The following is a 23,653-nucleotide window of genomic DNA, read 5'->3' on the forward strand; positions in this document are numbered from 1 at the left end:
GCATTTTTAGGAACACTAATAGGAACACCAACCAAAATTCCCGTTTTCAGTGTTCCTAAAAGAGTATCCCTATGGCAAGACAGACAACATCATTAACTGCAACTCAGGTCAAAGAAGCAAAACCAAAAGATAAAGAATACTACCTAGTTGATGGGCAAGGATTAAAGCTTAGAATTAAACCGAACGGCTCCAAATCTTGGCTCTTAAACTATCTAAAACCAATCAGTAAAAAGCGCACTAACCTCAGTTTAGGAATGTATCCTGACCTTTCACTTGCTAACGCCCGAAAAGAGGCTGTGAAAGCCAGAGAGTTACTTGTCCAAAATATCGATCCCAAAGAACACCGCGACACTCAACGAGTAGCTCAAGCCGCTGCACTGAAACACACACTTCAAAATGTTGCTGCCCAATGGTTCGATATAAAAAAACATAGTATCAGCCATGATCACGGTGTTGATATCTGGCGTTCTCTGGAACTCCATGCCTTTCCTACACTTGGCAACACCCCAGTCAGTGAAATCACAGCCCCTAAAGTCATCAATGCAATCAGACCAATTGAAGCTCAAGGAAAACTTGATACCGTAAAACGGGTAAATCAGCGCCTAAACGAAATCATGGATTATGCCGTTAACATAGGCCTAATACATGCTAATCCTATTTCTGGTATTAAAGCTGCCTTTAAGATAGCAACCAAGCAGAATAATCCAGCACTAACCCCGAAAGAATTACCGGAACTCATGGCCACCCTCTCGCATTCGAATACAAAAATGGTGACAAAGTTCTTGATTGAATGGCAATTACATACAATGGTTAGGCCAAATGAGGCGGCGGGAACGCGATGGGATGAAATCGACTTCAATAAGCAAATCTGGATTATTCCTCCTTCCCGCATGAAAAAGAAAAAAGAACATCGTGTTCCTTTAACTCCGCAATCACTGGCTATTCTCGAAGCAATAAAACCAATCAGTGGGCACAGAGAATATGTATTCCCCGCAGATCGTAACCCTAAAAAAGGTGTTAATAGTCAAACGGCTAATGCAGCGCTTAAGAGAATGGGATTTAAGGATAGAAGCACAGCTCATGGATTACGCTCTTTGGCAAGTACGACACTTAATGAACAAGGCTTTGATTCTGACGTAATAGAAGCAGCACTAGCCCATGTGGATACAGACAAAGTTCGTGGTGTATACAACCGTACGGATTACCTTGAGAGACGCCGGAAGGTAATGCATTGGTGGAGTGAACATATCGAGCAAGCAAGTATCGGTAGCCTTTCAGTAACAGGCTTTAAGACACTAAAAGTGGTCGGAAGCTAATCTCTTTTCATCCATTAGCGATCACCAAGGTATTGACTCTTCCAAAAAAGTGTTTCATAATTTTCCAATCGTGCCGCCATGCGCACGTTTGAAAGCCGTCCTTACCGACGGCTTTTTTTATACCTAAAATTTATCAACTTATCGATAAGCCCACTTCCTTCCCGGAGTGGGCTTTTTTTATGCCTGTCTGGAGGAAGAGCAATGACTGAAAGTGTGAATTTCTGGAAATTAAAAAAAGTAATGGAAAGTACAACTTTGTCCAAATCAACCATCTATGCATACATCGCTGAAGACAGATTTCCCAAACCCGTTTCACTGGGTGCAAGGTCTGTGGCATGGGTAGAAAGTGAAATCAATGAGTGGAAGGCTCAACAGGTCGCAATGCGTGATGAGGCGGCGGCATGATGAGAAAAGAAAGCACTCCGCTACAGAAAACATCAGTTCACATGGAAAGTAATTTTCGTTCAGCCAATACATTGGAGGTGTTCAATAGCCCGCAGTTTGGTGACCTGACGGTACTAACCCATGCTGACGGTAACCCTTGGTTTATTGGCAAAGAAGTGGCCTTAAAGCTGGGCCACAAAAATATAAATGATGCACTGACGAGATATGCCAGGAAAAGAAAACTCAGTCGGGATTTCCGATTGAGTTCACACCGATACTTCGGACAGCGGGGAATTGTTTTAATCCCGGAGTCTGACTTATACCGGCTGACCATGAAAAGTACGTTGCCAGAAGCCGAAGCCTTTCAGGACTGGATATGTGAGGAAGTATTACCATCCATCCGCAAATATGGGGCTTATGCTCAGGGGCAGGCGATGTTCAGTGCAGAAGAACTCATGGCAAAAGCGTTGCTGATAGCGGAAAACACACTCAATGAACGGGCTCAGGAGAATGATCTGTTATCCAGTACGATTGAAGACCTGACGCATCAGTTTGCGGTCGGTATGACTATCCCAGCCTTTTGTATGCAACTGAACGGCGTGAATACCCGGGAGGTGCAAAATACACTGGTGACCCATAAAGGAGCATACATGCTCTACAAACTCTATCGAAACAATAAATTGCCAATGCGCAAAAACTGGGATCACAAGTTCACCACCAGCCAGCTAACCAAAGCACAACAGACAGCCCACCACTAACAGAGAATCAGACCATGAAAAATACAGGATATGCGGTATACCCGCAGGGGCTCGGCTTGCCTGAATTCAGGCATGTTAAAGCCATGCTTACCACCGAAGGTAAATCGCTCATGTTGATATCCCGGAGGGAAGTCGCATGAAATACCTACTGATTGAGCACATACAGCAAACCCATGATTTTGACTTCATTGACTGGCAGACGCTCACCCAGCTGATAAGCTCACCCCCATTCATTCAAACCAGCGTCGCCCGGCAAGCGAAAAAACTCAGCAAGGCCATTACCGCAACGGACTGCCCGAACAAACGTCTGGAAGACATCACCGCACATAATCATTTTACGCTGCTACGTCTGGATTTGGATGATACCGAACATTGCATGAAGACCATCAACGACACCTTGCTTGGTCTGGGGATTCATTCTTTCCTTGTTCATACGACCGCAAGCCACCGGCAGGACGGTAAAGGAAACCGATACCGGGTTTATATCGAATTAGGTCATGGACTCAACCTTGATGAGTGGCGCATTCTCCAGACTTATCTGGCCTATTGCCTCCTTGCCGATGACTGTTCAAACCGCCCTCAGCAAATCATGTTCTTACCCGTGCGTTTTATTGGCAGTGAATATCACTGCCATATCAATACCGGGAGTCCGCTTAATCTGGGTGGCTCGCAGTTATTCGATGATGCGATAACATTTGATACCGAGCAGAAACGACAGGCTCAGGTCATCAAGCAAGAAAAAGTAGCTCAAATAAAGCCATCCCATCCGGAGCACCTGATCAATGGGCAGGTTTCAATCATCGATGTAGTCAACCAGAGCTATTCATGGCCTGAGTTACTGAATCAGTACGGATACAAGCGGCAAGGCAGGGCATGGCTGCCACCTGAATCCACCAGCAAAACAGCCGGAGCTTATATTCTTTCCGGCCCTGATGGAAAAGCGCGTTATTACTCCCATCACACCAGCGATCCCTGTGCGACAGGTAAATGTATCGACCAATTTGATTTTCTCACTCTCCGCTCTTTTGCCGGGGATAGCGGTACTGCACTAAAAGCACTTGCTAAATACTTCCCGGAGCAGGACGCACATAATAAGCGCCAGTACATTGCCTATCAGCAGGCGTTGAAGCTCCACAGTATCCGGGAGGGACGATAAATGAGTGATATCCCAAAACCTACAAATATCTCTTCGCTAAACACATCGACTCAGCCGACTGTGGATGAAGTCCGTATCCCGGAGTTCCCTCATACCCGGCCAAGAGGCAACGGTATGCCCCAGATATTGAATACGGCGGATAATCTGGCAACTCTGCTTGACCATCTTGGTGTTCAGGGCGCCCTGAATGAAATGACGTTTGAACTGGAGATATTACAACGTGGTCAACCCACTCAGTCGCCGGACGCCATACGCAGTAAGATTATCTCAGCAATGTCTATCTGTGATATGCCGAGACAGGCCATCGACGATCACCTGACCGCACTATCAGAGCATAACTCTATCACCCGGTCAAAAACTGGTTGGGAAACGGGCAGTGGGATGGGATCCACCGGGTCAGCGCCGTGATTGAATGTTTGAATGCAAACAACCCTGAAATTGCATGGATAGTGATGTCCCGCTGGCTGGTGGGCGCTGTCGCCTCACTGTATGAGCCCCGGTTTAAAAGTAAGTTAACCCCGGTGTTACAAGGTAGTCAATCCGTCATGAAAACAGCCTTCATTGACCGGATAGCCAACATGTTACCCCGAGCCTTTCTGGAAGGTGCGGATCTGAATCCGAACAGTAAAGACAGTGTATTACACGCGATTCGTTCGTTTATTGTTGAACTTGGCGAGCTTGAACGAACCACGAAAAGCCGCTTTGCCCATCAGGGCTCGATTAAAGCCTTCTTAACCAAACAGGTGGATACGGTACGCCCGCCGTTTGCGAAAAGTGATGTCAGAAAGCCAAGGAAAACCCATTTTATTGCCAGTGTAAACGGCACCGACTTCCTGAAAGACGAAACCGGGAACAGCCGCTATGGAGTGATTGAGATTAGCCGCCCGATTAATATGGACAAAGTGAATGAAATACTCGGCTGGCACTATGACGGAAGCGGCAGTCTGACCCATCAACATCCGGAGCAGTTAAAACAGTTCTGGCTGGAAGTAAAATCCATGTATGACGGTGGTTACGGGTGGATGCTGACCGCCACAGAGCAACGTTTAGTCAGTCACGCTACCGAGCGGCACAATGACAAAGGAGACTGGTATCATGTTCTCTATGACAAGTTTGTCCATGTGCCGGAAAGTCAGTACCGCAAAGGTGAATGGTTAACCGCTACGGAAGTCTGTGAATATCTGGGAGAGCAAAAACAACGCAGCCGAACCATCGGTAAAGCCCTGACCAAACTTGCCAGTGAAGGACTGATTGAGTCAAGAACCAGCCGGGGGAAGAGCCAGTACCTGATCGTCGTTGTGACAAATCGCAGGGAGTAGTCATCCCTAACGCTCTATGCCGTTTCGGTTGATAAGCAAAATCTCGGTGTGACTGATTCTCTCATCCACACACTGATCAGTGTATTTCTTGTTCAATCCGGCTCTTTTGTGGTGGGTTTAGTGGTGGATTAGTGGAAAGTGGTGGGACACATTTCGGCTAACCCACCACGTCTCACCCCAGTAGTAGCAAGGCTTAGAACACATTATGGTGGGACTGGTGGGTTAAAATGTAGGTTCTGTTCTAGAGGGAGCAGAGGCTGTGCCTGTAACATGATTCGGGACAGAAACGATTTAGCGATATTGTACTAAACCGTTTTTAGTAGGTGAGGAGGGTATCTTGTTAGCTTTCATTTTATATTTAGAAAGGTACGATATGCCGGATGAATCGACCAGACAATATTGTCTTTTCGGCTTTCTAAGGAGCGATACAAGTCTGGATCGTCAGTATAATGAGTGAATGTTTTTCCGTCTTCATGTGCTCTTGAGATAAGACCTAGTTTATATAGAAAATCACCTAAGTCTTCACTTTCGACATAAGTTTTCCCATCTATTTTAGGGATAGCGCTAACATCCCTCCCCCTAATAAAATTGCTTTCGATGATTAAGTGTAGCTCTGATTGTGTAAATTCTTTTTGTGTTGATCTTAAGGAGTCAATTAAATGCGTAAGTTCCTCAAATTGATGGCTATGCTCTTTTATCAAGTCATCTCTTCTTAAAGCCCCAAAGTCAGACAGAATATAATTAATATGATCAATGTTTACCTTTTTTATTCTTGCATTCTCGCTGGCTTTTTTACTCGCCATTCGACAAAGTTGCCCCATCCACCGCGGTCGCCTATTCGAAAAAGCACTGATCGCATCGAAAAGTTTAGCATCTCTATCACCACGCCATTCAATGGGTGAATTGAAAACAATATCTATTATTTTATTGTAATCACTTTTCAGTTTAAGCTTCGCTTCATTACTATCAGGAAAGTTTTTCTGGATATAAACAAGAATCTTTTGAGCCAACATATCTCGCATATACTTTTTACTCCAAAAGATTTCAATAATATACTGCTGCAATTTATCTAAATCTTCTAGATGACGAAGGCAGGACCATACATCACTTCGCACAGTTGCTCTTATATTTAAGTTTTGATTGTCAAATGATAAAGATCTTATGGCACTAAAAAATGAACCAACACGGGCTTGGTTCTCGTTGGTATTTTGAAATTTTGCATCAATATCATCAACTAATAACCAAACATTTGGAGAATTATCATTATCTTGATAACGTTGTAGAAGCTTGTCTAAATTAGCTGGAACATCGCTCTTAACTTCAAATCCAGTCCCCGGGAGCTTTCCTTTAACTCTGGCTATTAAGCCTCCTACTAAGTTTTTACTCTTCAGACCCTCGATTTCAGATAGTTCTACAAATGACATTTCATCACTGTTTAGAGCAAAACCAATTTGATTACCAATTTCGACGATTATCCGTTTACATATAATTTGCTTCCAGTAATTCTCTAAATACGAATGATCTTCACCTTTAAAGTCACCAAGCCCTAATAACTCATTCCCTTTCACCCTAATTATTAGAGGTCTTTTATAATTTTCATCGTTAATTAGCTTAAACTCTAACCTTGATAATAAAGCTGACTTCCCCATACCTTTGCGAGCCGATACAATTGATAGCCTTTCGTCGCTATCAAAAAAATCATCAAAATTACTATGTTCTATGTAATATGAGTTTAAGACTGCTAATTTTTCATCTTCTCCCGCTTCGTTTCCAAATATTTTTTTGTCTTTTAAATTGATTTTAATCACTATTCGTTAGCTCCTTTGATTGAAAAGTTGGGAATGGCTGGTGAAAACTAACGCCGCGTTCACCGACTTGTCCGGTGCAACGCTTGTTAGGCCTCCTGAATATCTGAATTTAACAGATCATCAATTCGCTCAATTATGTCGTCCCCAACAGTTTCATCTGCACTGCTATCGAGCCATACGCGACACATTGCTCTCCATAGCTCCTCAGTACCAATGGTGATACGGTCAGCAACCGATTTAATCCATTCATGATGATCAGGAAGCGTTAAGGCATTTTCGGCTGCACTGACAAAATCTGAATGGGATCGATTTATCAATGGTGATATTCCTTGCCAAGCTATCTGCTGTAAGTCTTCGAATAGCTGCCTTTCTGGTGCATCTTCACCCGGAAGTATCATGCAGCCTGGAGCTGGATCTTGGTCGGCATCAAGAATAACTACAGTGGGTCGTGAAAACCTATTTCCCTCAACCATTTGTCCAAGAGACTTTCCTACAGATGCAGCACCAAATGGTGATATTAAACACCGCGATAAGTTTCCAAGTGATTTTCTTGCCATTATTTCTTCAATGAGAATCGTGGCAGTGTTGTCTTCTACATAGACGTCGATCTCAGGGTGAATTTCTTCATCCATTTTTGATAGAGCGAACTGAGCACTTACACCCGGCACCACACATTTTTCTGCGCCATTCTTAAATACATAAACTCTTGCTGATGCAGGCAATTCTTCCAATACATATGGTGAATGCGTAGTTATAACAAACTGAACAAGCTTTATTCTCGATATTTCCGCCAAGTCTCTTATCAATCTACGCTGCGCTCTGGGATGAAGGGATGTTTCGATTTCGTCAACCAAAACAATACTATATTGTGGAATATCAATACTGATTAGATCGGCAACTGTTGCTTCCCCTGCTCCCTGGTGAAAACCTGAGTATTCCGTACCGTCATGGGATACAACAGGTACATTTCTAGTTTGATCTAGGTTAGTAGTTGCTTGTCTTGCTGATGCGTATGATTTTCCAATAATACTAGATAATCTCTGTAGTGAATCGGTTGCGAAGTCGGTCGAACTAGCTTCGTTTAACGCGGATTTTGCTAATCTCGCATATCCAGTACGAGCAGATATTGGCTGTATTCTCCTAAGATCTAAATATATAACCGGCCGCTTTCTTCTGGTATCGTTGCCTCGCCATCTAGTCGTTGGCTTTCTAACAGAAACTTCAGTTGAATTTTGCCCTTCTTTGACAGAAGCCTTAATTACGACGCCTGTTAATGAGTCCCAGGCTGTATCGGGAAAAAATGTTGAAGCAAAGTACTTTTCGGCAGTTGTGCTTTCATAAATGCTGGCTACAGCTTGAATTATCGTACTTTTTCCCGCTCCGTTTTCGCCACAGATCGCGACAATCGGAAAATTAAAGTCTGTCCTTTGTCCAGACCACCCTCTTACTCGATCCAGCTCGATCCACTCCAAATGTTTTGGAAAATCACCACGCTGCCACTTGGCTGCTAGTTTTCTAACCTCTTTACTCAAAGCCATTTATAGTCCTTCATATAAATTTTAAAACTACTAACTGTATCTTTTAACTAGAATTGAGCTGTATAAATTCGGCAGAAAATACAGAGTCATTTCTGATATCGAATTGTTTTCACTAACAATTCTGTATAACCAATGTGACAATTACAAACAGTCTCTATCTAGTACACCATACTAAACTAAGTACATATTCGACCATTAGTAAAAATAGGTCAACTCATGACAAGAGAAACGTCCCATCTCAGGCTGGTAGCTGATTAGCCATTCTATGGCGTATCTATCGGTTCTGGTATTTACTAACAATCTAATCCTTTATCCCACCATTTATTGGTGTATCCCTTACATAGTAAGGCTTTCACCGTGGTGGGACAGGTGGTGGATTAGTGGTGGAACAGATTTAGTAACCCACCACTCCGTGCTCTGTATGGGCCAGAGAGTAGAAGATTATGGAAGAGGTTCAGTTTTTTACCGCATTAAAATCCACTCAATAGAACAAGATGATAATCAGAGACCCGGCTACCATATCCATTGATAAAAATGCGCAGAATGATCTGAAAAACTGCGCACTTTACATCGGCCAAACTGCGCATTTTCAGGGAATCACAACTTGGTGGAAAATAAATAATGAAATTGTAACTGATTGATTTTAATTAGTTGTTGTGTTTGTTTGTTAACAAGGTGCGCAATTAAAACTGCGCACTTTCGAGAAAAACATCCCCCGAAATCGGGAAACCGCACACCGTTAAGATAAACTGCGCACAATTGAAGTTACTCGAAGAAAACTGCGACAGGAAGATGCATGGCTGGCCTGTTGAGGCATCCGTTTATTTCCGTGTAAATGTACAGAGTGTTCCCGAGAGTAAGTGTATTTGAAGAGACAAGAATCATCCGGTGGTGAAAAGCGCTGGACAGGCACTGGTTGAGGATACGAAACAGAGCCGCTACAACACAATACGGCTCTAAATTAATTCCCTAAGCCGTCATTGTCACTCTTGATGCATCAGCCTTGCTACCTCATTGGTCAACAGGTTATTGAGGTAAAGCAGAACATCACGGAGCTCTTTCCGATCTGTATTGACATAAACATCCTGTAACTGGATCAGATATTCACGAGCTTTTTGTGTCAGTTCGAACTCATGAGGGATTTTTTCCTCCATAAAAACTCCTTGGGGGTAAGAGGATGAATCACCACACAGAGGTCCTAATCAATGGGTGGTGAGCTGGACGAGTTTAGGACAACCGCTCCCAAGGACGCGGCCTGACCGAAGTCAGCCTCAATCCAGCCCACCATAATTCAGGTGTGCTAAGACCGCACATAAAAATGCCAGCAGAAAGCTGGCGACAATGCGCCTTGGGGAAACGATGCGGGGTCCTAATCCCGGCACTGGATTTTGCCAGTACATCGGTAGGGTAATCCTGATGTTTGGGGGTGTCAACGGGAAAAAATGGAAGAACTTTCAGACGTCATCATCTTAACCGTTCATTACCTGATCCATCTTTTTTCTATTTCCTGTAGGATATGCACCTTATTTACAACCAGCCCAACAGAATAATATTAATATGAGTTACAACGTCGTTCGATTAACCGATCTGATGGCTTATGAATTTGGTCAGGTCGAAGGAGATTTCGATTCCCTCAGAGAATCCGATTTAAAAACAGCGCTTCCCACCGGAATGAGTTTCAGACAATTGCAGGCCGAGTTAAAAAAAGGGGAGCTGGTTTTACTGCACGATACACCATCAGAGCCGCTGATGATTCAGGCTCAGGATGAAATGAACCACCAGAGCTGGCAAATCAATCCACTCGTGGCCGATCAACTGGAGACGCTGGCACAAAACGCCTATAGAGCAAGAGTAGCACTGTCAGAAAAAGGTGCCGGAAGTCATGCTGCCGGAGGAAGTTCCGGTACTGGCTATTCAGGGAGTCTGCATCCGGCTCTGCCGATGCCGCCTTATGTTCCGGAGCCAACCATCCCGGATAATGCCGATCAGGTTCCTGCCTCGAAATATGAATATATGCTGGAAATCGCCTGCTCAGATGAATCCCGCCTGTCGATGCTACGCTATGGTTTTGTACTACAAGGTAAGAAGGCGGAAGTGAAGACCGGGCCACAGCAGAAAAACCGGACGGAACACGGCACCCGCTATGTATACCGCGCAGCATATAACGAACAGAAAAGGCTCTATGCCTTCAGTGACAGCGCCCCGCTTGGTGTCAGTCTGCCCGAGCCTGTACGGGTAAAACCCATTGGTTCAGTGATGGTCCGTGATGCCTATATTCCTATCCAGCCAGTGGTGCAGGTCGGCGGACGCCTTGGCTTTCCGGCATCCGGGTATCTGTATCATTTCCGGGATAACAAATTGGTTCAGGAATACTTTCTGCCTGAAGATGGTGAAGGTCTGTTTTATGCCACGCTTTCCCGCGAAGGAGTGTTGAATACAGCAAGAGGCTGTCCGTGTAGTCATCGGGCCTTACTGGTGTTCTGGAAAATAAATGGTGTGGAGATAAACAATCAGTCACTGGTCTATCTGAAGCAGCCCATCACCTTGGAGCAACTGAATCATCTGGATGACACCATTGCACAACATGGGATTCATCTGGATATCAGTGCCCTGCTGGATGCAACCCGTCAACCGGTCATGAGCCGGAAGTCGGCAGAACAGAAACAAGAGCAGCCCGATGAGCCGACCACCCACACGGTGCAGCGTGCTCCGGGGAGTGACAAGCGGGAATCATGGCCGGAAATCGCCCAGCAATACGGACTCAGTGCCAAAGAATTGCTGAATCTGAATCCTGCTTATCACGCAGACCCGATGACATTGAAAATCGGGGATGTGCTGAATATCAGAGCGGAGCAGGAAAGCGCAGTCGTGCCGGAAAGAATCAGTGCGATGCCTCCTCAATCCCCGCAGGATTATAATCAACCGCTCAATAGCTGGTATCGGTATCAGGATAAATATCTTACCGGCACCCAGGTGATCTCCATTCAGGATGAAAGTCTGATCACGGCAGATATTCCGCTGGTGCGCATTACCGATGAACCTGTTGCCTTTGATCTGGGTTTTTCTATAGTTGAAAAGCGTCAGTCTCAGGCCAGTTTGTGGAACGATTTACTTGCGGATGAAACCGCCCCGGAAGTGCGCTCGATGCTGCAACAACTGAACGGTCATCTGAATGACCCGGTTCGCCCCGGAGAACTGGTGATACTCGCCAGTCAGGCGCCGCAATCAGACCAAGAGCAACAAAAACTCAATGTATTACAGGAAGAGGCGAAAATTGCCAGCGAAGCGATTGGTGAATTATCGGATGAACAGGCCGAACTGAATCACCGTTACTTTGAAACACTGGACTGCAAAGTCTGTGAAGCATTCGAACAGGGCGCACCGAGTGACGCCTTTGCATGGAGCAGTGCCGCAACGGGAACGTTGGCTCCGGCGATGCAGAAACATCTGGAAAACGTGGCTGCAACCCTGCAAAAGCTGGATGGTTTATATATTCGTTTCTTGGGCAAACATATCGGTCGGGAAGCATTTATTCAACAACGTCAGGCATTAACCGGTCTGCTCGATTCACAACTGGATAAACTCACCCAGAAAACGCTGAGCCTTCCCGTCAATACCGGATTGAAAGAGAAACTTGGCATTCATTCAACCAAATCACTCATTCACCATGCGGATGAAATTCTGGAAGGCGGACGAGTACCGGAGCTTGGCAGACATCTCGCAAATACATCAAAGTGGGTGAAATACGCAGAAAACGCAGGCAAAGTGTCCATCGGCTTGAGTATTGCCAGTGCCACCTATTCAGTCACTCAGCAATGCGAAGCCGGTGGATTGAGTGATTGTGCAAGGGCAACTACTGTTGAAACCGGTGGTGTAATTGGTGGCTGGGCTGGTGGTTATATCGGAGCAATCGTCGGAGGAACGATTGTTACCGTATTAAGTATTTCTTCCGCTCCTGCTATTTTATTGGTTGTTGGTAGTTCAGCATTAGGAGCTGGTATATACGGTGCCGGTGAAGGGAAAATAATCTTTAATGAGCTTTACGATTTAATTGGACTTAATGAGTTATTTGATAGTATTGAAGAGAAAGTAGAGTCTCGTATACCTCAAGAAGTTGAAGAATATATCAATAAAAACAGGTTTAACAATTTCAAAATTTCCAATGATTTATAGGTAGTGGTGATACATTTTATGTATGAAATTATTTTAAGATATATAGCGATTTTTGGGCTTGTCTGGGGAATTGTATTTTTCGTCTGTATGATGCGTTACAGTTTCGGAGATAGGGAGCGTATTTACCAGTTAATTCGTAAGCTAGCAAAAGATCCACAATGGTATTTCAATAAAGATAGTGTCATGTTTGTTTTGATTTCAGGCATGAGTGCTGGAGGTGTCTTTGCCATATATTCTATTCTCTATCCTTTTATCGTTCATCGTTCCATCAAGCGTGGTTATAAGGTGGATGTGATGATGTGCCTGCACTGGCTATGGTGGCTCACTATTATTTTCGTGCGGATCCGTGCCAGTTATGCATGAAGTTCTTTTGCGTTGTGTCGGCCTCTATGGAATGGTATGGATGATAGTCATATTTATCTGTAGCTTACGCTATGGCTTCGGTGATAGAAAATACATTCAGATTTTAGTCCGACAGTTAGCAAAGAATCCTAACTGGTATTTGGAAGATAGAGGAAGCATTATAATCTCGGGAATAAGTGCTGCGGGGATATTTTTCATATACACGATAACTTACCCGCTTATTGTCCACCGTTCCGTAAAGCGTGGCTTTAAAGTGGATATTATGATGTGGTTACATTGGCTATGGTGGGTATGCATCATTGTCCCGTGGTCTCAGATAATGCAGTAGCTAGCAGAACTTTCAGCTTGTTTGTATGTTATTAAAATTCCCATGGTGCTAAACTCCCCAATGCACCATGGGAATGTGCATTGTTTACTCACTTGTCCAGTTTTTTTATTGGCCTCCACCGATCAGCCTAACGAGTGTCCGGTTTCAGTTGACCTCTATAACCCACTACTAATTGAAGTCATCACAAACTCGCCATTGGCCTTTACATTATGCGGCTTATTTCGCTTATATTCTGAGTAAATACAACTGACTCCTTGAAAATTTAGTCCCGCGATTATTGAAGCTAGCAGATGTGGTTTTGGTCCAAATTGCACTATTGAAACGTTATACTTGTCCACGATAGGTCGAATAAGTTGGCATAGGTTCTCAAACGTTTGAGCTACGCTAAAAATAGGTGATCCAACTAATTTTTCACCATTATTCAACTGATGTTGTATAAATTGCCCATTTATCGTTCTTGCTGTTTCCTCATAATCAGGTAGAGAGCCAGGTGAAGATATCATACCATATGCGATATCAGGTTCTAAAAGGTTATAGAAACTAAGAGGTCCAATTCGATCGAAACCTAACATAAATATGCTAGCCTTCTTTTTTTTAGTAATTGATGATCCTTGACATCCAGGCAAAACTTTTACTTCACCAAGTTCAAAATCTAAAAAACCACTATTTAAAGGATACTCTGCACATGAGTAAACCATTGTAATTTCAATAGGTTTTTTAAAATAATTCAGAAGATAATTAAGAATTGCTGAGTACCAGTTTCGAGACATTGAAGAGTAATCAATAAATATTTTGTATACACCATCTATATTTTCAAGCCTTTCCATTGTTTGTATCAAGCTTTGGTAAGCCAGTTTAATCTCACAATGTTTTAGTGATACAAAGTTTGTATACCCCATACTTTTGAATAATGATTGGTTTGTTCTATGAACATCATTCTGAGCACTTTCCTCATATGATAGGACTAGTGTATGACCTATATTTTGACGTTCTAATAGGCCTGCCAAATGAATACATCTCGGCTCATACCCAACGGAGAAAATACCCAAATCGAATTGAGTCTGCATAATTTCTGAACGGGGTAAATCTTTGATTCTAACATTCTTCATTTTCAAATAACTCCATCTGTTCAATTACTTTTGAGCTATTCATTACTGTTGAAATACTAACCCCACGTCCGACTCTCGGAAAGAGATTAAAGTGGGGAGCTAAACAATTAGCCAGACTAAAAACACCTTCTTTAACTGGGAATAGACTTCGTTCATTACTATCTTTCTTGACTACAGGATATAGCAAACCTAAGTCAACAGCTGATTTTATTGCTGCCCAGACACGATCATCTACAGAGTGTTGAATACTTATTGCTTGCGGCAGATCTGACCCAAGTTTTTCCTCTAAAGTTTTGACTTTGAAATAGGATCCAATAGCTTTAATTAGTTCAAATGAACTCTTTCCTCCTTTTTCAAACTTAATTACCTCTAGTTCACTATGAGAAAAGCTTTTTATACGTTTACTCTGTACTGTAGCAGGAAGAATTGAGCTAAGCTCTCCACTAGAGCTATTTAACAAGTGGTTAAACAAGCGAAAGAGACGACGAGGATTACCATCAGAACAACGTGCAATGATCGCAACACCACTATATAACGAGGAGTTTGAACTGCCTATACGGTTATGATATTCATCTCTTAGAAGTAGAATACCTCTATTTTTCCTGCCTATTTCATCATCAAATCTTTTCTTGTTCTCTTTGTATAATTTCTTTGCTCTAGCATTAGTAGCTTTATTACAATGGTTATCAATGAGTACCAATAGGTCATCATCTGTTATTAACTCATTAGTATCCTGAGTTAACCTAGAATGCCCAACTAAACCTTCGAGAGTTTTCACATTATCGTTGTCGAACTGACGTAAGCGATTAATGAACAATTTAGTTGCAAATTCTTGTATTGTTTTGTCAGAAGTTTTTTGGTTCTTATTTATTGTACCTAACTTATCAATATATACATATTCTAAGTCATGTCCTACATTAACATTAGCTTCGACTGTAGTGGACAATGTGTGATGTCTATAAGGCATAGTGGTTATCTTAAAGAAAATATCATTCGCCGATCTCATATGAGTGTTTAAGATCTGGTGATGTTCTTTAGATAAAAATTCAGCTTCATCGAGACAAAGAATCCATTTACAGGAAGTAGGAATGTCTAACACTCTAGATATCTGTTTGGTAGCAATAGTAAAAGGGGAAAATAAGTTACCATGAAAAGCTAATCCTAAAGACTTTTCTTCATTTGTAAGCTCTAGTCCCATAGACTCTTTATTAAACATTAGGTTTTTTTCATATTCTAATGTTTCTAGCTCTCTGCTTAGTTCTGGAAAGTTATTAATAGAACGTGGCAATATCCACATTCTGGATAAGCTTTTACATATACTACGTTGTATTAGAGCCCCCTTAACCTCATTTTCTACATAAGCCTCGATACAACTTTTAGCAGTATCAATCAATCGAGCACAAGTTGCTAAGTTCAAACTCCAAATAAAGTACTTATCTTTAGCATTTTCATAATTTTCAAGTGAATTAACCCATTCTACTTTTAAAGGTATATATGTTGCTATTAGACTTTTTTCTTGGATTATTCTATTGGCTTCTTCAATATTTTCACTTTCTTTCTTATCTGCTTTATCAATATTTTTTTTTGCAAGTTTCCGTAAATTTTGATGAGATAGCATTTTCACCAAAGCTGTTTTACCTGACCCCCTTGACCCAAGAACAATTTGATTTTTAGTAGAGCATAAAATTTCAGAAAAAGAATCAGTCCAGATAAACTCATTAACAAGCTGATTTGATGTAAAATCTCGAGCATTTGAAGCCTCAAATACATTCTTTAAGTTAGTAGTCATACGGAAGAGTCCTCTTGAACAACTAAGAAGTCATTATTTCTCATGGGTAAATACTCCCAACCTTCTTCTTCACATAGTTCGGTAATCACAATTTCTCGTAGACCTAGGTTGCAATACTTTAGCTCTGGCTTTTTATTTAGAAGTGTTTGCCACCTAAATACATTAGTAGTTTCTATTTGTGTCTCTATGTCGTGTTTTAGCTCTTTTTTTAGAACTTTTCGGTTACGAATATCGCCAAAGAACTCTTCGTGGCTAATGTAGTCTCGCTCTTTGTTAGCAGATATCCACTTATTGTTGTCAAAATATGCCCAAGTGGTTACTTTACCCAAAATATTATCATTTTTATCGCACTTACCTTCCACTTCGATAATATGGAAAAAGTTCGCCACACCATTGTGGTAATCTTTCAAAGACGCGCTAAAGCTACCTGCGGATAGAGCAACAACAGGATAGTTGAGGGCATCGGAGTGAATGTCAAATCTCGGAATGTGTTTATGTCCATGAACAATAACGTCAAATTCATTTGTAGTTGCAAAGCGAAGGAACGCATCAGCATTTTGCATGATACTGAAATCACTATCTTGGAAAGTGCGATCTGTGTAATTTTTAGGATGGTGATGAGTTAGTAGTACCTTTACTTTATTCTTAGTATCGAGTTTATCGAGCTCTCCATTGATTTTGTTTAAATCATTAGGTTCTATGGAGCCATGATGAACATCTGATGTCGTACCATCTCTCACTGACGAGTTTATACCCACAATCACAATCTCTTCACTGTTCCAAATCGAACCATAGGGAGAGCTATACATATCTTGAAAGACAGCATTGCCTAGTAGGTTGGCAAAAAACTTGTTCTGTTCTAAGTTGGTATATTTTTTCTTGATTGTGAGCTCTGTGGGCTCATTATTTTCAATCGATGATTTCTCATCATTCCAGTTACTATCATGGTTACCAGGAATGAAATAAATGCATTCTTTTCCTACTTGTAGCAGGTCAGCGATGGCTTCGATGTTCTTGGCTGCTAGCTCGAACTCATTATAAGCAGCTGTTTGGGTGATATCTCCAGCTATCAGTATATGGGTCACGTCTATACTTTCTTTCTTGATCAATTCAGAAAAATCCTTAAAAAAGTCAGGCGTATTTCTGCATGCCATATCATCTGGTGAAGTCGAGAAATCTTGCGCTCGAGCTTTGGAACCCACATGTAAATCACTTAGGATTAGGAGCTTCATAACCGATTAAGTAGACTAAGCTAATTGAAATATTAGCCAACAAAACTAACACAAACTAGTTTAATAGCAATATGTATCTTATAACCCATAGTTAAGCATTCTTGATTAAGAGGAGCAGGTCAAACCGTCTTGCAACAACTCCACGTAACAAAACCAATCCAGAACAACCTGTCAGATCTATTGGACATCAACAAAACAAAGCCAACAAATTGTATCAAGATATTTTAGGAACACTGCAAGGAACACCGTCAAAAATAAACTTTAATAAAGTTAATATAAATCAACAAATTAAATACAAAACTCAGATGACGCCAGCCCACCAAATCATAGTTTAAAGACGTCCTAGGGCGTCTTTTTTCTTGCCTTCATAAATGTAAAATCAATAACTTATGATGCGTCATAGTCTTTTACAGTCCAGAATAGATTTGTAAATCCAGCATTTTTAGGAACACGGATGAACACCAATCAAAATTCTCGTTTCCAGAGTTCCTAATCTATGCCAATGACCTCTTCACTATTAACAACCACAGTCTGGGTAAGAGGTCCGAACTAATCACTTAAAACTATGCTCCATATATCGGGGCCAGTTTTCAAGTATAAGTTGATGTACTTCTTTCATCGCTCTTGTAGCCGGATGACTGGTTGCCATATCAAGGACAATCACCCGATTTACATCTCCATTGCTGATTTTAGCAAATGAGTACTGCTCCTTTTCCATCCCATCAGATATGGCACTCAGTGTTAACAGTGAAAATCCTAAATTACATCTGATCGCATGTTTGGTTGCTGCAAGTCCCTCAATTCTCCATACGATGTTTGGCTGAATTCCCTCACGTTCAGAAAACGAATTGATCGTAAACCAAATCTCATGTTTCTCCGGAGGAACGATCAGTGGCAGCTGTAATACTTCTCTGGGATGAATTGTAGCTGAATCTGACGGGAAATAACCTGCCGGACCAATAACATACATAGACTCTTCAAATAAAACCTGTGCCGTCGGAGCCGGGATGTCTTGTGGCATAATAACGATGTCATGCGTTTGATTTTCCAGTGATTCTCTTAAACGTTTACTGTCACCTTCGCACATCATTACCCGAATACCAGGGAAACGTTTCTTGCAATCTTCCAGGATGGAAATACCTAATGTGGGGAACAGAGAAAAAATAATACCGATGATGACATCGCCTGTTGGATTAACCCCAACATCTTTCGTTGCATGTTCTGCTTGCTCTATAGCCCGCATAATGGATTGGCAATGGCTGAATAGTATTTTTCCGGCTTCGGTTAATGTAACCCCGCGCGGCAACCGGTCGAATAGGGAAGTCCCCATATCATCTTCTAAAGAACGCAAATGAAGACTTAAGGCAGATTGAGCAACGTGTAATTCTTTTGCAGCCCGAGTCAGTGAACCTGCTCGGGCAATTTCTAAAAAGTAACGCATTCGCATGGTATCTAAGGTCATAATATTGCCTGGTTATTGTTATTTTGATATCTAGAAATTAGATAGACACAATCACAATAATATATTTGTGGAATATCATCAATTTTATTAGTCTCACCTCAGAACCTGAATTAAAAATAATAAAAACCAATAGATATTCACTCGTTCTAAAAATTACCAAACTTTACATAATCCTATTCAAATATTATCTCAACTTGTTTTTGATATAGATCAACTTTATTTAATCCAATATTAACTCATTAAAATTTGTTTTTATTCACTTTGTGATTTTAATCAGATTTTAGAAATAGTGATTCAGACTGTATTCTATTAAGGATATTTTATGAAAATTACAAGCATCGATATTTTTCAAATGGGTCAACCGAGAAATACTGAGACCAAACCTTATAATGCTGTGGTAGTTCGTATTAACACAGATGAGGGAATTCATGGTTTTGGTGAAGTAGGTTTGGCTTACGGTGCCGGCAGTTCTGCTGGTGTTGGTATGTTAAAAGACCTCAGCTACTTCTTACTGGGGGAAAATCCGGAAAACGTAGAAGCTATTTGGGAAAAATTGTTCAGAAAAACTTTCTGGGGAATGGGCGGTGGTCCCGTGGTTTATGGTGCGATGAGCGCGATTGATATTGCTTGTTGGGATATCAAGGGTAAAGCACTTGGTGTGCCAGTGCATCGCTTACTTGGAGGAAAAACCAGAGATAAACTCAGAACCTATGCAAGTCAAATCCAGTTTGGATGGGAAGCTGACAAGAGTCTGCGTCTGGTTCAGCCTGAAGAATATGCAGAGGCTGCACTTAAAGCGGTTTCTGAAGGTTATGACTGTGTGAAGGTTGACCCAGCAGGTATGACTGCTGAAGGTGTATGGGGCGCAGCAAACCTCGAACCTTGCCTTTCTCCTAAGCAACTGAAATTATTCTATAACAGAACTAAAGCAGTTCGTGATGCGGTTGGTTCAGATGTCGATATCATTCTGGAAATGCACTCTTATCTTGGCATGAACTCTGCGAGACAATTTGCTGAGTCAGTTAAAGAATTGGGGTGCTTGTTCTATGAAGAACCGATTCACCCAATGAGTGTTGATTCAATGGACCGTCTCGCCAGACAATCCCCAATCCCACTCGCGGGCGGAGAACGCATTTATACCCGCTGGGGCTTCAAGCCTTTCCTGGACCGTCAGATCTTTGGTCTTATTCAACCTGATCTGGGCCTCTGTGGTGGCTTAACTGAAGGTAAAAAAATCTGTGATATGGCCAATACTCACCATGTTCCGGTGCAGTGCCACGTTGCCGGTGGTCCAATCGCATTAGCTGCCGCACTACAATTAGAGTCGGTGATTCCTAATTTCTGTATTCATGAACATCATGGCGTTGCTCTGTGGGAAGCCGGGCTTGATAGTGCTATCCATTCTTACTTGCCTAAAGACGGATTCTTTGATGTTCCTGATTTACCTGGAATTGGTCAAGAACTGACTGAGAAGGCAATGTCTGAAGCTCTGGTCCATCTTCATATTGAAGAATAGTCGCTGGATAGATTGAAGGAGAAATTTCTATGGCTATATCTTCAGTAATCGACAGCCCGAAAAAAATGTCACGCTATCGCTACTTCATTGTGATTGTGATGATGATTACGGTCGGCGTCACTTATGTTGATCGCGCTAATATCTCAATATTAATCGCGAACAGCGAGTTTTTAACCTCAATGGGAATCGAAAGTTCAGGTGTTCAGAAAGGCCTGATCATGTCGTTATTCTTGTTTGCCTATGCATTTGCTAACTTCTTAATCAGTCCGTTAGCTGATGTATTTGGTGCCCGTAAAACGATTTGTGCCGCCATATTACTCTGTATCGGCTCCATGTTCCTCGGTGGAGTTGCCAGTGTATTTACCCTGATCCTTCTTTCCCGGGTACTAGTTGGGTTGGGTGAAGGAACTCAGTATCCTATCGTAGCTGGTGTCGTGCGCAACTGGTTTCCCAAGAAAGAACGCGGCAGAGCCAACGCTGTATGGGGAATTGGTACAACAATCGCCCCGGCCTTATCAATGCCTTTCTTTGCATGGCTCATTGATGACTATGGTTGGCATAGTGCTTTTTGGGCATGCTTAATTCTAAATGTCATTGCTATGTATCTTGTGTGGACTTATCTTCGGGACACACCACAACAATCAAAGTACGTGAATGAACTAGAGCTGACTTATATCGAAGAAGATCAAGAGAAACAAACTTCGATTGATAAGAAGTCTCAGACTCAGGAAAAAGAAACTTTATTCCAGCGTTTATCGCATTTTATGTTGGATTACCGCTACTGGATTTTAGTTGCGTGGTACATCGGCATTATGATGAATGTGTGGGGCTTGATGACATGGTTACCGAGTTATCTAAAAGAAGGACGTGGGTTTTCATGGACAACAATGGGCTGGCTCGCATCACTACCTTTTATCCTCGGAATCGGCGTCAAAATCTTTGCCGGGTGGGCAATTGATGTAACACAGCGGAGCGGCATCTTCTGTATGCTCGCAGCCATTGGCGCGGGGTTAGGGATCTATCTCAGTGCCATCATTGAAAATAACTGGGCCTCAGCATTACTGATATGTATGGCGCAAGGCTGTATGTACATGGGGGCTCCGGCTTCTTGGACACTTTTACAGGGGATTGTCCCAGAAAAATCCATGTCTGCGGCCAGCGGTATAATGATTGGGATTGCCACCGTTGCCGGCGCACTATCACCAACAATTCTGGGCTACTTTATCTCAATAACGAATGGTTATTCCGGCGCACTGTACTTCCTTGTTGCAGCAGCACTATTTAGTTCAGTGATCATGATTCCTCTGGCTAAACGCTGAGTAGCACTGTTTTACATTATTAGCACTAAATCTATTACGTATATTTTCTAAACCCTAATGAGTTCTCTTACAGCACATTAGCAATAAAGAGAACTCACTATTATTTGGAGGAAGTGACTATGCTAAGTGATAAAGCTAAAGACATGTTCAAAAAATTAAATTTATCCATTCCAGCTATAGCAATAAAATATTTACCGGTTAAGCCGGAAGGAATTGAACATTGTGAGAAAAAGATGGCTTTATGCCAATATATTAAAGAAGCACAAGAAACCGGAAAAACATTTTACATAACTAAAGAAAATGATACTTGTTATGGAAAACTTTCTCTGGGAATGGAACCTAAACCACCAGTGACAGCTTCAGGTCAAGCCGGGCTCGATTTTGGTGTATATAAATCATTAGCAGGTTGCCGTAAATTGTATCAAGAATTGCCGGTCATCGTTCCTGGATCTATCAATTATGTCGTTTACTCTCCTGTTGCGGATTGTCAGTTTGACCCTGATCTAATTATTGCATTTGCAGAGTTACCTCAGGCGGATATTATCATGCGTGCCACCAGCTATATTTCCGGCGATTTTTGGGAGTCAAAATCAACACCAGTAATCAGCTGTAGCTGGATGTATGCATACCCGGTTATTTCAGGCAAAGTAAATCACATTACTACAGGGTTCTACCACGGTCTTAAACGTCGTAATGTTTTTGAATCCGGCCTGCGAATGATCTCTATACCGTTCAATAAAATTGATGAAGTTGCTACGGCTTTGGATGAAATGGATTGGACAACCATCGCATTTCGCGACGATCAAGAGAGTAAATCTGAACTGAAACGTCGGGTAGATCACTGGCAAGAAATGGCAATTGAAATGGGCTGTTCTTGCGATTTACACTAACTGTGTGACCCATAGACATCCTTTCAGCTATACCGGATGTCTATGGGCAGAGAAGTACAGCAAAAAAACCACCTTTAAACACTAACCCACTCCCGACGCTGCTCCTCCGTCATAAACGTCCAGGCGATAAAGCGGCTAATCTTCTGGCCCTGACTCATCTCGATGATTCGAATTTCCTGTACACCGGCCTTTTGCAGTTGTTTCTGCATCCAGCGGACATTCTCTTTCTTTGATATGAGCGTGGTAAACCAGAGCACCTGCCCGGCAAACTCACTGCTTTCCAGTGCCATATTCTTGATAAAGGCAGCTTCGCCACCCGGGCACCAGAGCTCAGCTTTTTGACCGCCGAAGTTCAGTGTCGGCTGCGGTTGACTCTCTTTACCACCGCGCTTTACTCGGTTGGCACTCAGGTTATTCAGCTTTCGCTGGGTGCCTTGCTGAGCTTCTTGCAGAGACTTGTGAAACGGCGGATTGCAAGTGGTGATGTGGTAACGTTCACCCGGCTGGATAATTCCTTTAAACAAGCGGCGGCTGTCTTTCTGCTGCCGGCATTCAACCTTCCCTTGCAGAACGGCATTGCTATCAACGATGCTGCGGGCATTTTTTATCGAAACCGGGTCAACATCACTGGCAGTATAGTGCCAGCCATAATCACAGACACCGATGATCGGGTAGATACAGTTCGCTCCGACACCAATATCCAGCGCCCTGACCTGAGCCAGATCCAAACCCGGTTCATTGCCCAGCAGCTCTGCGGCACGGTGAATATAATCCGCCCGCCCCGGAATCGGCGGACAAAGATAACCCTGAGGAATATCCCATGTGGTGACCTGATAATAGCGACTCAGTAATGCTTTATTCAGCAACTTCACCGCCAGCGGATCAGAAAAGTTAACCGTTTGTTCGCCCTTCGGATTGGTCGTGACATGCCTTTTCAGCTCCGGCAGCGCTTTGACCAGCTCCGTAAAATTGTAGCGCCCCTGATGCTTGTTACGCGAATGTAATCCCTTGGGAGAACTCACCTTCACGACCCTGACATCAGATGAGAGTTTCGCTGTCGGTGCAGGTTTAGCCGGTTTTCTTTTTTGACTCATGTCACTCGTATCCGTTGGAAAAACGCGCCATTGTCACCTTTTTTAGCCAGCGTTTCCAGATTTGTGCAGAAAGTCCATGAGTAGTGATGTCAGTGAAAA

General features: G+C 42.5%; 19 protein-coding genes. 11 read left to right on the plus strand and 8 right to left on the minus strand.

Annotated features, from left to right (window positions below; genetic code table 11):
* The first annotated feature begins 71 nt into the window (after window positions 1-71).
* From OCU74_RS11650 to OCU74_RS11675, 6 genes are all read left to right on the plus strand, one after another.
* Window positions 72-1,316, plus strand: a complete 1,245-nt coding sequence (locus OCU74_RS11650; RefSeq protein ID WP_087479887.1) for an integrase domain-containing protein — start codon at window positions 72-74, stop codon at window positions 1,314-1,316.
* Window positions 1,317-1,517: 201 nt separating this feature from the next.
* Entirely contained in the window at window positions 1,518-1,721 is a 204-nt protein-coding gene (locus OCU74_RS11655; protein ID WP_234993538.1) for a helix-turn-helix transcriptional regulator, read from the plus strand.
* On the plus strand, window positions 1,718-2,458 hold the full coding sequence (locus OCU74_RS11660) for a BRO-N domain-containing protein (protein WP_087479888.1): 741 nt from the start codon (window positions 1,718-1,720) through the stop codon (window positions 2,456-2,458). The genes OCU74_RS11655 and OCU74_RS11660 overlap by 4 nt, the downstream gene beginning before the upstream one ends.
* 136 nt (window positions 2,459-2,594) lie before the next feature.
* On the plus strand, window positions 2,595-3,614 hold the full coding sequence (locus OCU74_RS11665; RefSeq protein ID WP_087479889.1) for a hypothetical protein: 1,020 nt from the start codon (window positions 2,595-2,597) through the stop codon (window positions 3,612-3,614).
* A complete protein-coding gene (locus tag OCU74_RS11670) occupies window positions 3,615-4,022 on the plus strand; it encodes a hypothetical protein (protein ID WP_234993539.1) in 408 nt (135 codons plus the stop codon).
* Complete coding sequence (locus OCU74_RS11675; RefSeq protein ID WP_234993540.1) at window positions 4,019-4,933, plus strand: virulence-associated E family protein; 915 nt, start codon at window positions 4,019-4,021, stop codon at window positions 4,931-4,933. Before OCU74_RS11670 ends, OCU74_RS11675 begins: the two co-directional genes overlap by 4 nt.
* A 347-nt stretch (window positions 4,934-5,280) precedes the next feature.
* On the opposite strand, the gene OCU74_RS11680 is transcribed toward OCU74_RS11675, so the two are convergent.
* The 3 genes from OCU74_RS11680 to OCU74_RS11690 form a co-directional block, all read right to left on the minus strand.
* Complete coding sequence (locus OCU74_RS11680) at window positions 5,281-6,741, minus strand: P-loop ATPase, Sll1717 family (RefSeq protein ID WP_087479890.1); 1,461 nt, start codon at window positions 6,739-6,741, stop codon at window positions 5,281-5,283.
* 86 nt (window positions 6,742-6,827) lie between these two features.
* Entirely contained in the window at window positions 6,828-8,279 is a 1,452-nt protein-coding gene (locus tag OCU74_RS11685) for an ATP-dependent nuclease (RefSeq protein WP_087479891.1), read from the minus strand.
* Between the two features lie 983 nt (window positions 8,280-9,262).
* Window positions 9,263-9,433 carry a hypothetical protein gene (locus OCU74_RS11690; RefSeq protein ID WP_159457390.1) on the minus strand — a complete coding sequence of 57 codons (171 nt, stop codon included), beginning with the start codon at window positions 9,431-9,433 and terminating at the stop codon, window positions 9,263-9,265.
* 403 nt (window positions 9,434-9,836) lie between these two features.
* Between OCU74_RS11690 and OCU74_RS11695 the strand changes: the two genes are divergently transcribed.
* Together OCU74_RS11695 and OCU74_RS11700 are read left to right on the plus strand one after the other, a co-directional pair.
* A complete protein-coding gene (locus tag OCU74_RS11695; protein ID WP_087479892.1) occupies window positions 9,837-12,452 on the plus strand; it encodes an MIX and LysM peptidoglycan-binding domain-containing protein in 2,616 nt (871 codons plus the stop codon).
* Window positions 12,453-12,470: 18 nt separating this feature from the next.
* Window positions 12,471-12,815, plus strand: a complete 345-nt coding sequence (locus tag OCU74_RS11700) for a hypothetical protein (protein ID WP_087479893.1) — start codon at window positions 12,471-12,473, stop codon at window positions 12,813-12,815.
* A 483-nt stretch (window positions 12,816-13,298) separates the two neighbouring features.
* Here the strand turns inward: OCU74_RS11700 and OCU74_RS11705 are convergent, their stop codons facing one another.
* The 4 genes from OCU74_RS11705 to OCU74_RS11720 all read right to left on the minus strand — a co-directional run bounded on the left by OCU74_RS11705 (window position 13,299) and on the right by OCU74_RS11720 (window position 18,735).
* Entirely contained in the window at window positions 13,299-14,252 is a 954-nt protein-coding gene (locus OCU74_RS11705) for a hypothetical protein (RefSeq protein WP_087479895.1), read from the minus strand.
* A complete protein-coding gene (locus OCU74_RS11710) occupies window positions 14,239-16,041 on the minus strand; it encodes an ORC-CDC6 family AAA ATPase (protein ID WP_087479896.1) in 1,803 nt (600 codons plus the stop codon). Before OCU74_RS11710 ends, OCU74_RS11705 begins: the two co-directional genes overlap by 14 nt.
* Window positions 16,038-17,273, minus strand: coding sequence for a metallophosphoesterase family protein (locus OCU74_RS11715; RefSeq protein WP_087479897.1), 1,236 nt, complete (start codon window positions 17,271-17,273; stop codon window positions 16,038-16,040). Before OCU74_RS11715 ends, OCU74_RS11710 begins: the two co-directional genes overlap by 4 nt.
* 553 nt (window positions 17,274-17,826) lie before the next feature.
* A complete protein-coding gene (locus OCU74_RS11720) occupies window positions 17,827-18,735 on the minus strand; it encodes a LysR family transcriptional regulator (RefSeq protein ID WP_087479898.1) in 909 nt (302 codons plus the stop codon).
* Window positions 18,736-19,057: 322 nt separating this feature from the next.
* On the opposite strand from OCU74_RS11720, the gene OCU74_RS11725 reads away from it, so the two are divergent.
* The 3 genes from OCU74_RS11725 (at window position 19,058) to OCU74_RS11735 (ending at window position 22,460) form a co-directional block, all read left to right on the plus strand.
* Complete coding sequence (locus tag OCU74_RS11725; protein ID WP_087479899.1) at window positions 19,058-20,251, plus strand: mandelate racemase/muconate lactonizing enzyme family protein; 1,194 nt, start codon at window positions 19,058-19,060, stop codon at window positions 20,249-20,251.
* Between the two features lie 29 nt (window positions 20,252-20,280).
* Complete coding sequence (locus tag OCU74_RS11730; RefSeq protein WP_087479900.1) at window positions 20,281-21,570, plus strand: MFS transporter; 1,290 nt, start codon at window positions 20,281-20,283, stop codon at window positions 21,568-21,570.
* A 119-nt stretch (window positions 21,571-21,689) separates the two neighbouring features.
* Complete coding sequence (locus tag OCU74_RS11735; protein ID WP_087479901.1) at window positions 21,690-22,460, plus strand: DUF169 domain-containing protein; 771 nt, start codon at window positions 21,690-21,692, stop codon at window positions 22,458-22,460.
* Window positions 22,461-22,534: 74 nt separating this feature from the next.
* On the opposite strand, the gene rlmF is transcribed toward OCU74_RS11735, so the two are convergent.
* On the minus strand, window positions 22,535-23,554 hold the full coding sequence (rlmF, locus tag OCU74_RS11740) for a 23S rRNA (adenine(1618)-N(6))-methyltransferase RlmF (protein ID WP_087479902.1): 1,020 nt from the start codon (window positions 23,552-23,554) through the stop codon (window positions 22,535-22,537).
* Between the last annotated feature and the right edge of the window lie 99 nt (window positions 23,555-23,653).

The organism is Vibrio mangrovi, from assembly GCF_024346955.1.
Classification (GTDB): Bacteria; Pseudomonadota; Gammaproteobacteria; order Enterobacterales; family Vibrionaceae; genus Vibrio; species Vibrio mangrovi.

Excerpts from the sequence above, each read along its gene's own strand:
- OCU74_RS11650 (WP_087479887.1), top strand. The coding sequence starts at position 72 with ATGGCAAGACAGACAACATCATTAACTGCAACTCAGGTCAAAGAAGCA.
- OCU74_RS11655 (WP_234993538.1), top strand. The coding sequence starts at position 1,518 with ATGACTGAAAGTGTGAATTTCTGGAAATTAAAAAAAGTAATGGAAAGT.
- OCU74_RS11660 (WP_087479888.1), top strand. The coding sequence starts at position 1,718 with ATGATGAGAAAAGAAAGCACTCCGCTACAGAAAACATCAGTTCACATG.
- OCU74_RS11665 (WP_087479889.1), top strand. The coding sequence starts at position 2,595 with ATGAAATACCTACTGATTGAGCACATACAGCAAACCCATGATTTTGAC.
- OCU74_RS11670 (WP_234993539.1), top strand. The coding sequence starts at position 3,615 with ATGAGTGATATCCCAAAACCTACAAATATCTCTTCGCTAAACACATCG.
- OCU74_RS11685 (WP_087479891.1), bottom strand. The coding sequence starts at position 8,279 with ATGGCTTTGAGTAAAGAGGTTAGAAAACTAGCAGCCAAGTGGCAGCGT.
- OCU74_RS11690 (WP_159457390.1), bottom strand. The coding sequence starts at position 9,433 with ATGGAGGAAAAAATCCCTCATGAGTTCGAACTGACACAAAAAGCTCGT.
- OCU74_RS11695 (WP_087479892.1), top strand. The coding sequence starts at position 9,837 with ATGAGTTACAACGTCGTTCGATTAACCGATCTGATGGCTTATGAATTT.
- OCU74_RS11700 (WP_087479893.1), top strand. The coding sequence starts at position 12,471 with ATGTATGAAATTATTTTAAGATATATAGCGATTTTTGGGCTTGTCTGG.
- OCU74_RS11705 (WP_087479895.1), bottom strand. The coding sequence starts at position 14,252 with ATGAAGAATGTTAGAATCAAAGATTTACCCCGTTCAGAAATTATGCAG.
- OCU74_RS11710 (WP_087479896.1), bottom strand. The coding sequence starts at position 16,041 with ATGACTACTAACTTAAAGAATGTATTTGAGGCTTCAAATGCTCGAGAT.
- OCU74_RS11715 (WP_087479897.1), bottom strand. The coding sequence starts at position 17,273 with ATGAAGCTCCTAATCCTAAGTGATTTACATGTGGGTTCCAAAGCTCGA.
- OCU74_RS11720 (WP_087479898.1), bottom strand. The coding sequence starts at position 18,735 with ATGACCTTAGATACCATGCGAATGCGTTACTTTTTAGAAATTGCCCGA.
- OCU74_RS11725 (WP_087479899.1), top strand. The coding sequence starts at position 19,058 with ATGAAAATTACAAGCATCGATATTTTTCAAATGGGTCAACCGAGAAAT.
- OCU74_RS11730 (WP_087479900.1), top strand. The coding sequence starts at position 20,281 with ATGGCTATATCTTCAGTAATCGACAGCCCGAAAAAAATGTCACGCTAT.
- OCU74_RS11735 (WP_087479901.1), top strand. The coding sequence starts at position 21,690 with ATGCTAAGTGATAAAGCTAAAGACATGTTCAAAAAATTAAATTTATCC.
- rlmF (WP_087479902.1), bottom strand. The coding sequence starts at position 23,554 with ATGAGTCAAAAAAGAAAACCGGCTAAACCTGCACCGACAGCGAAACTC.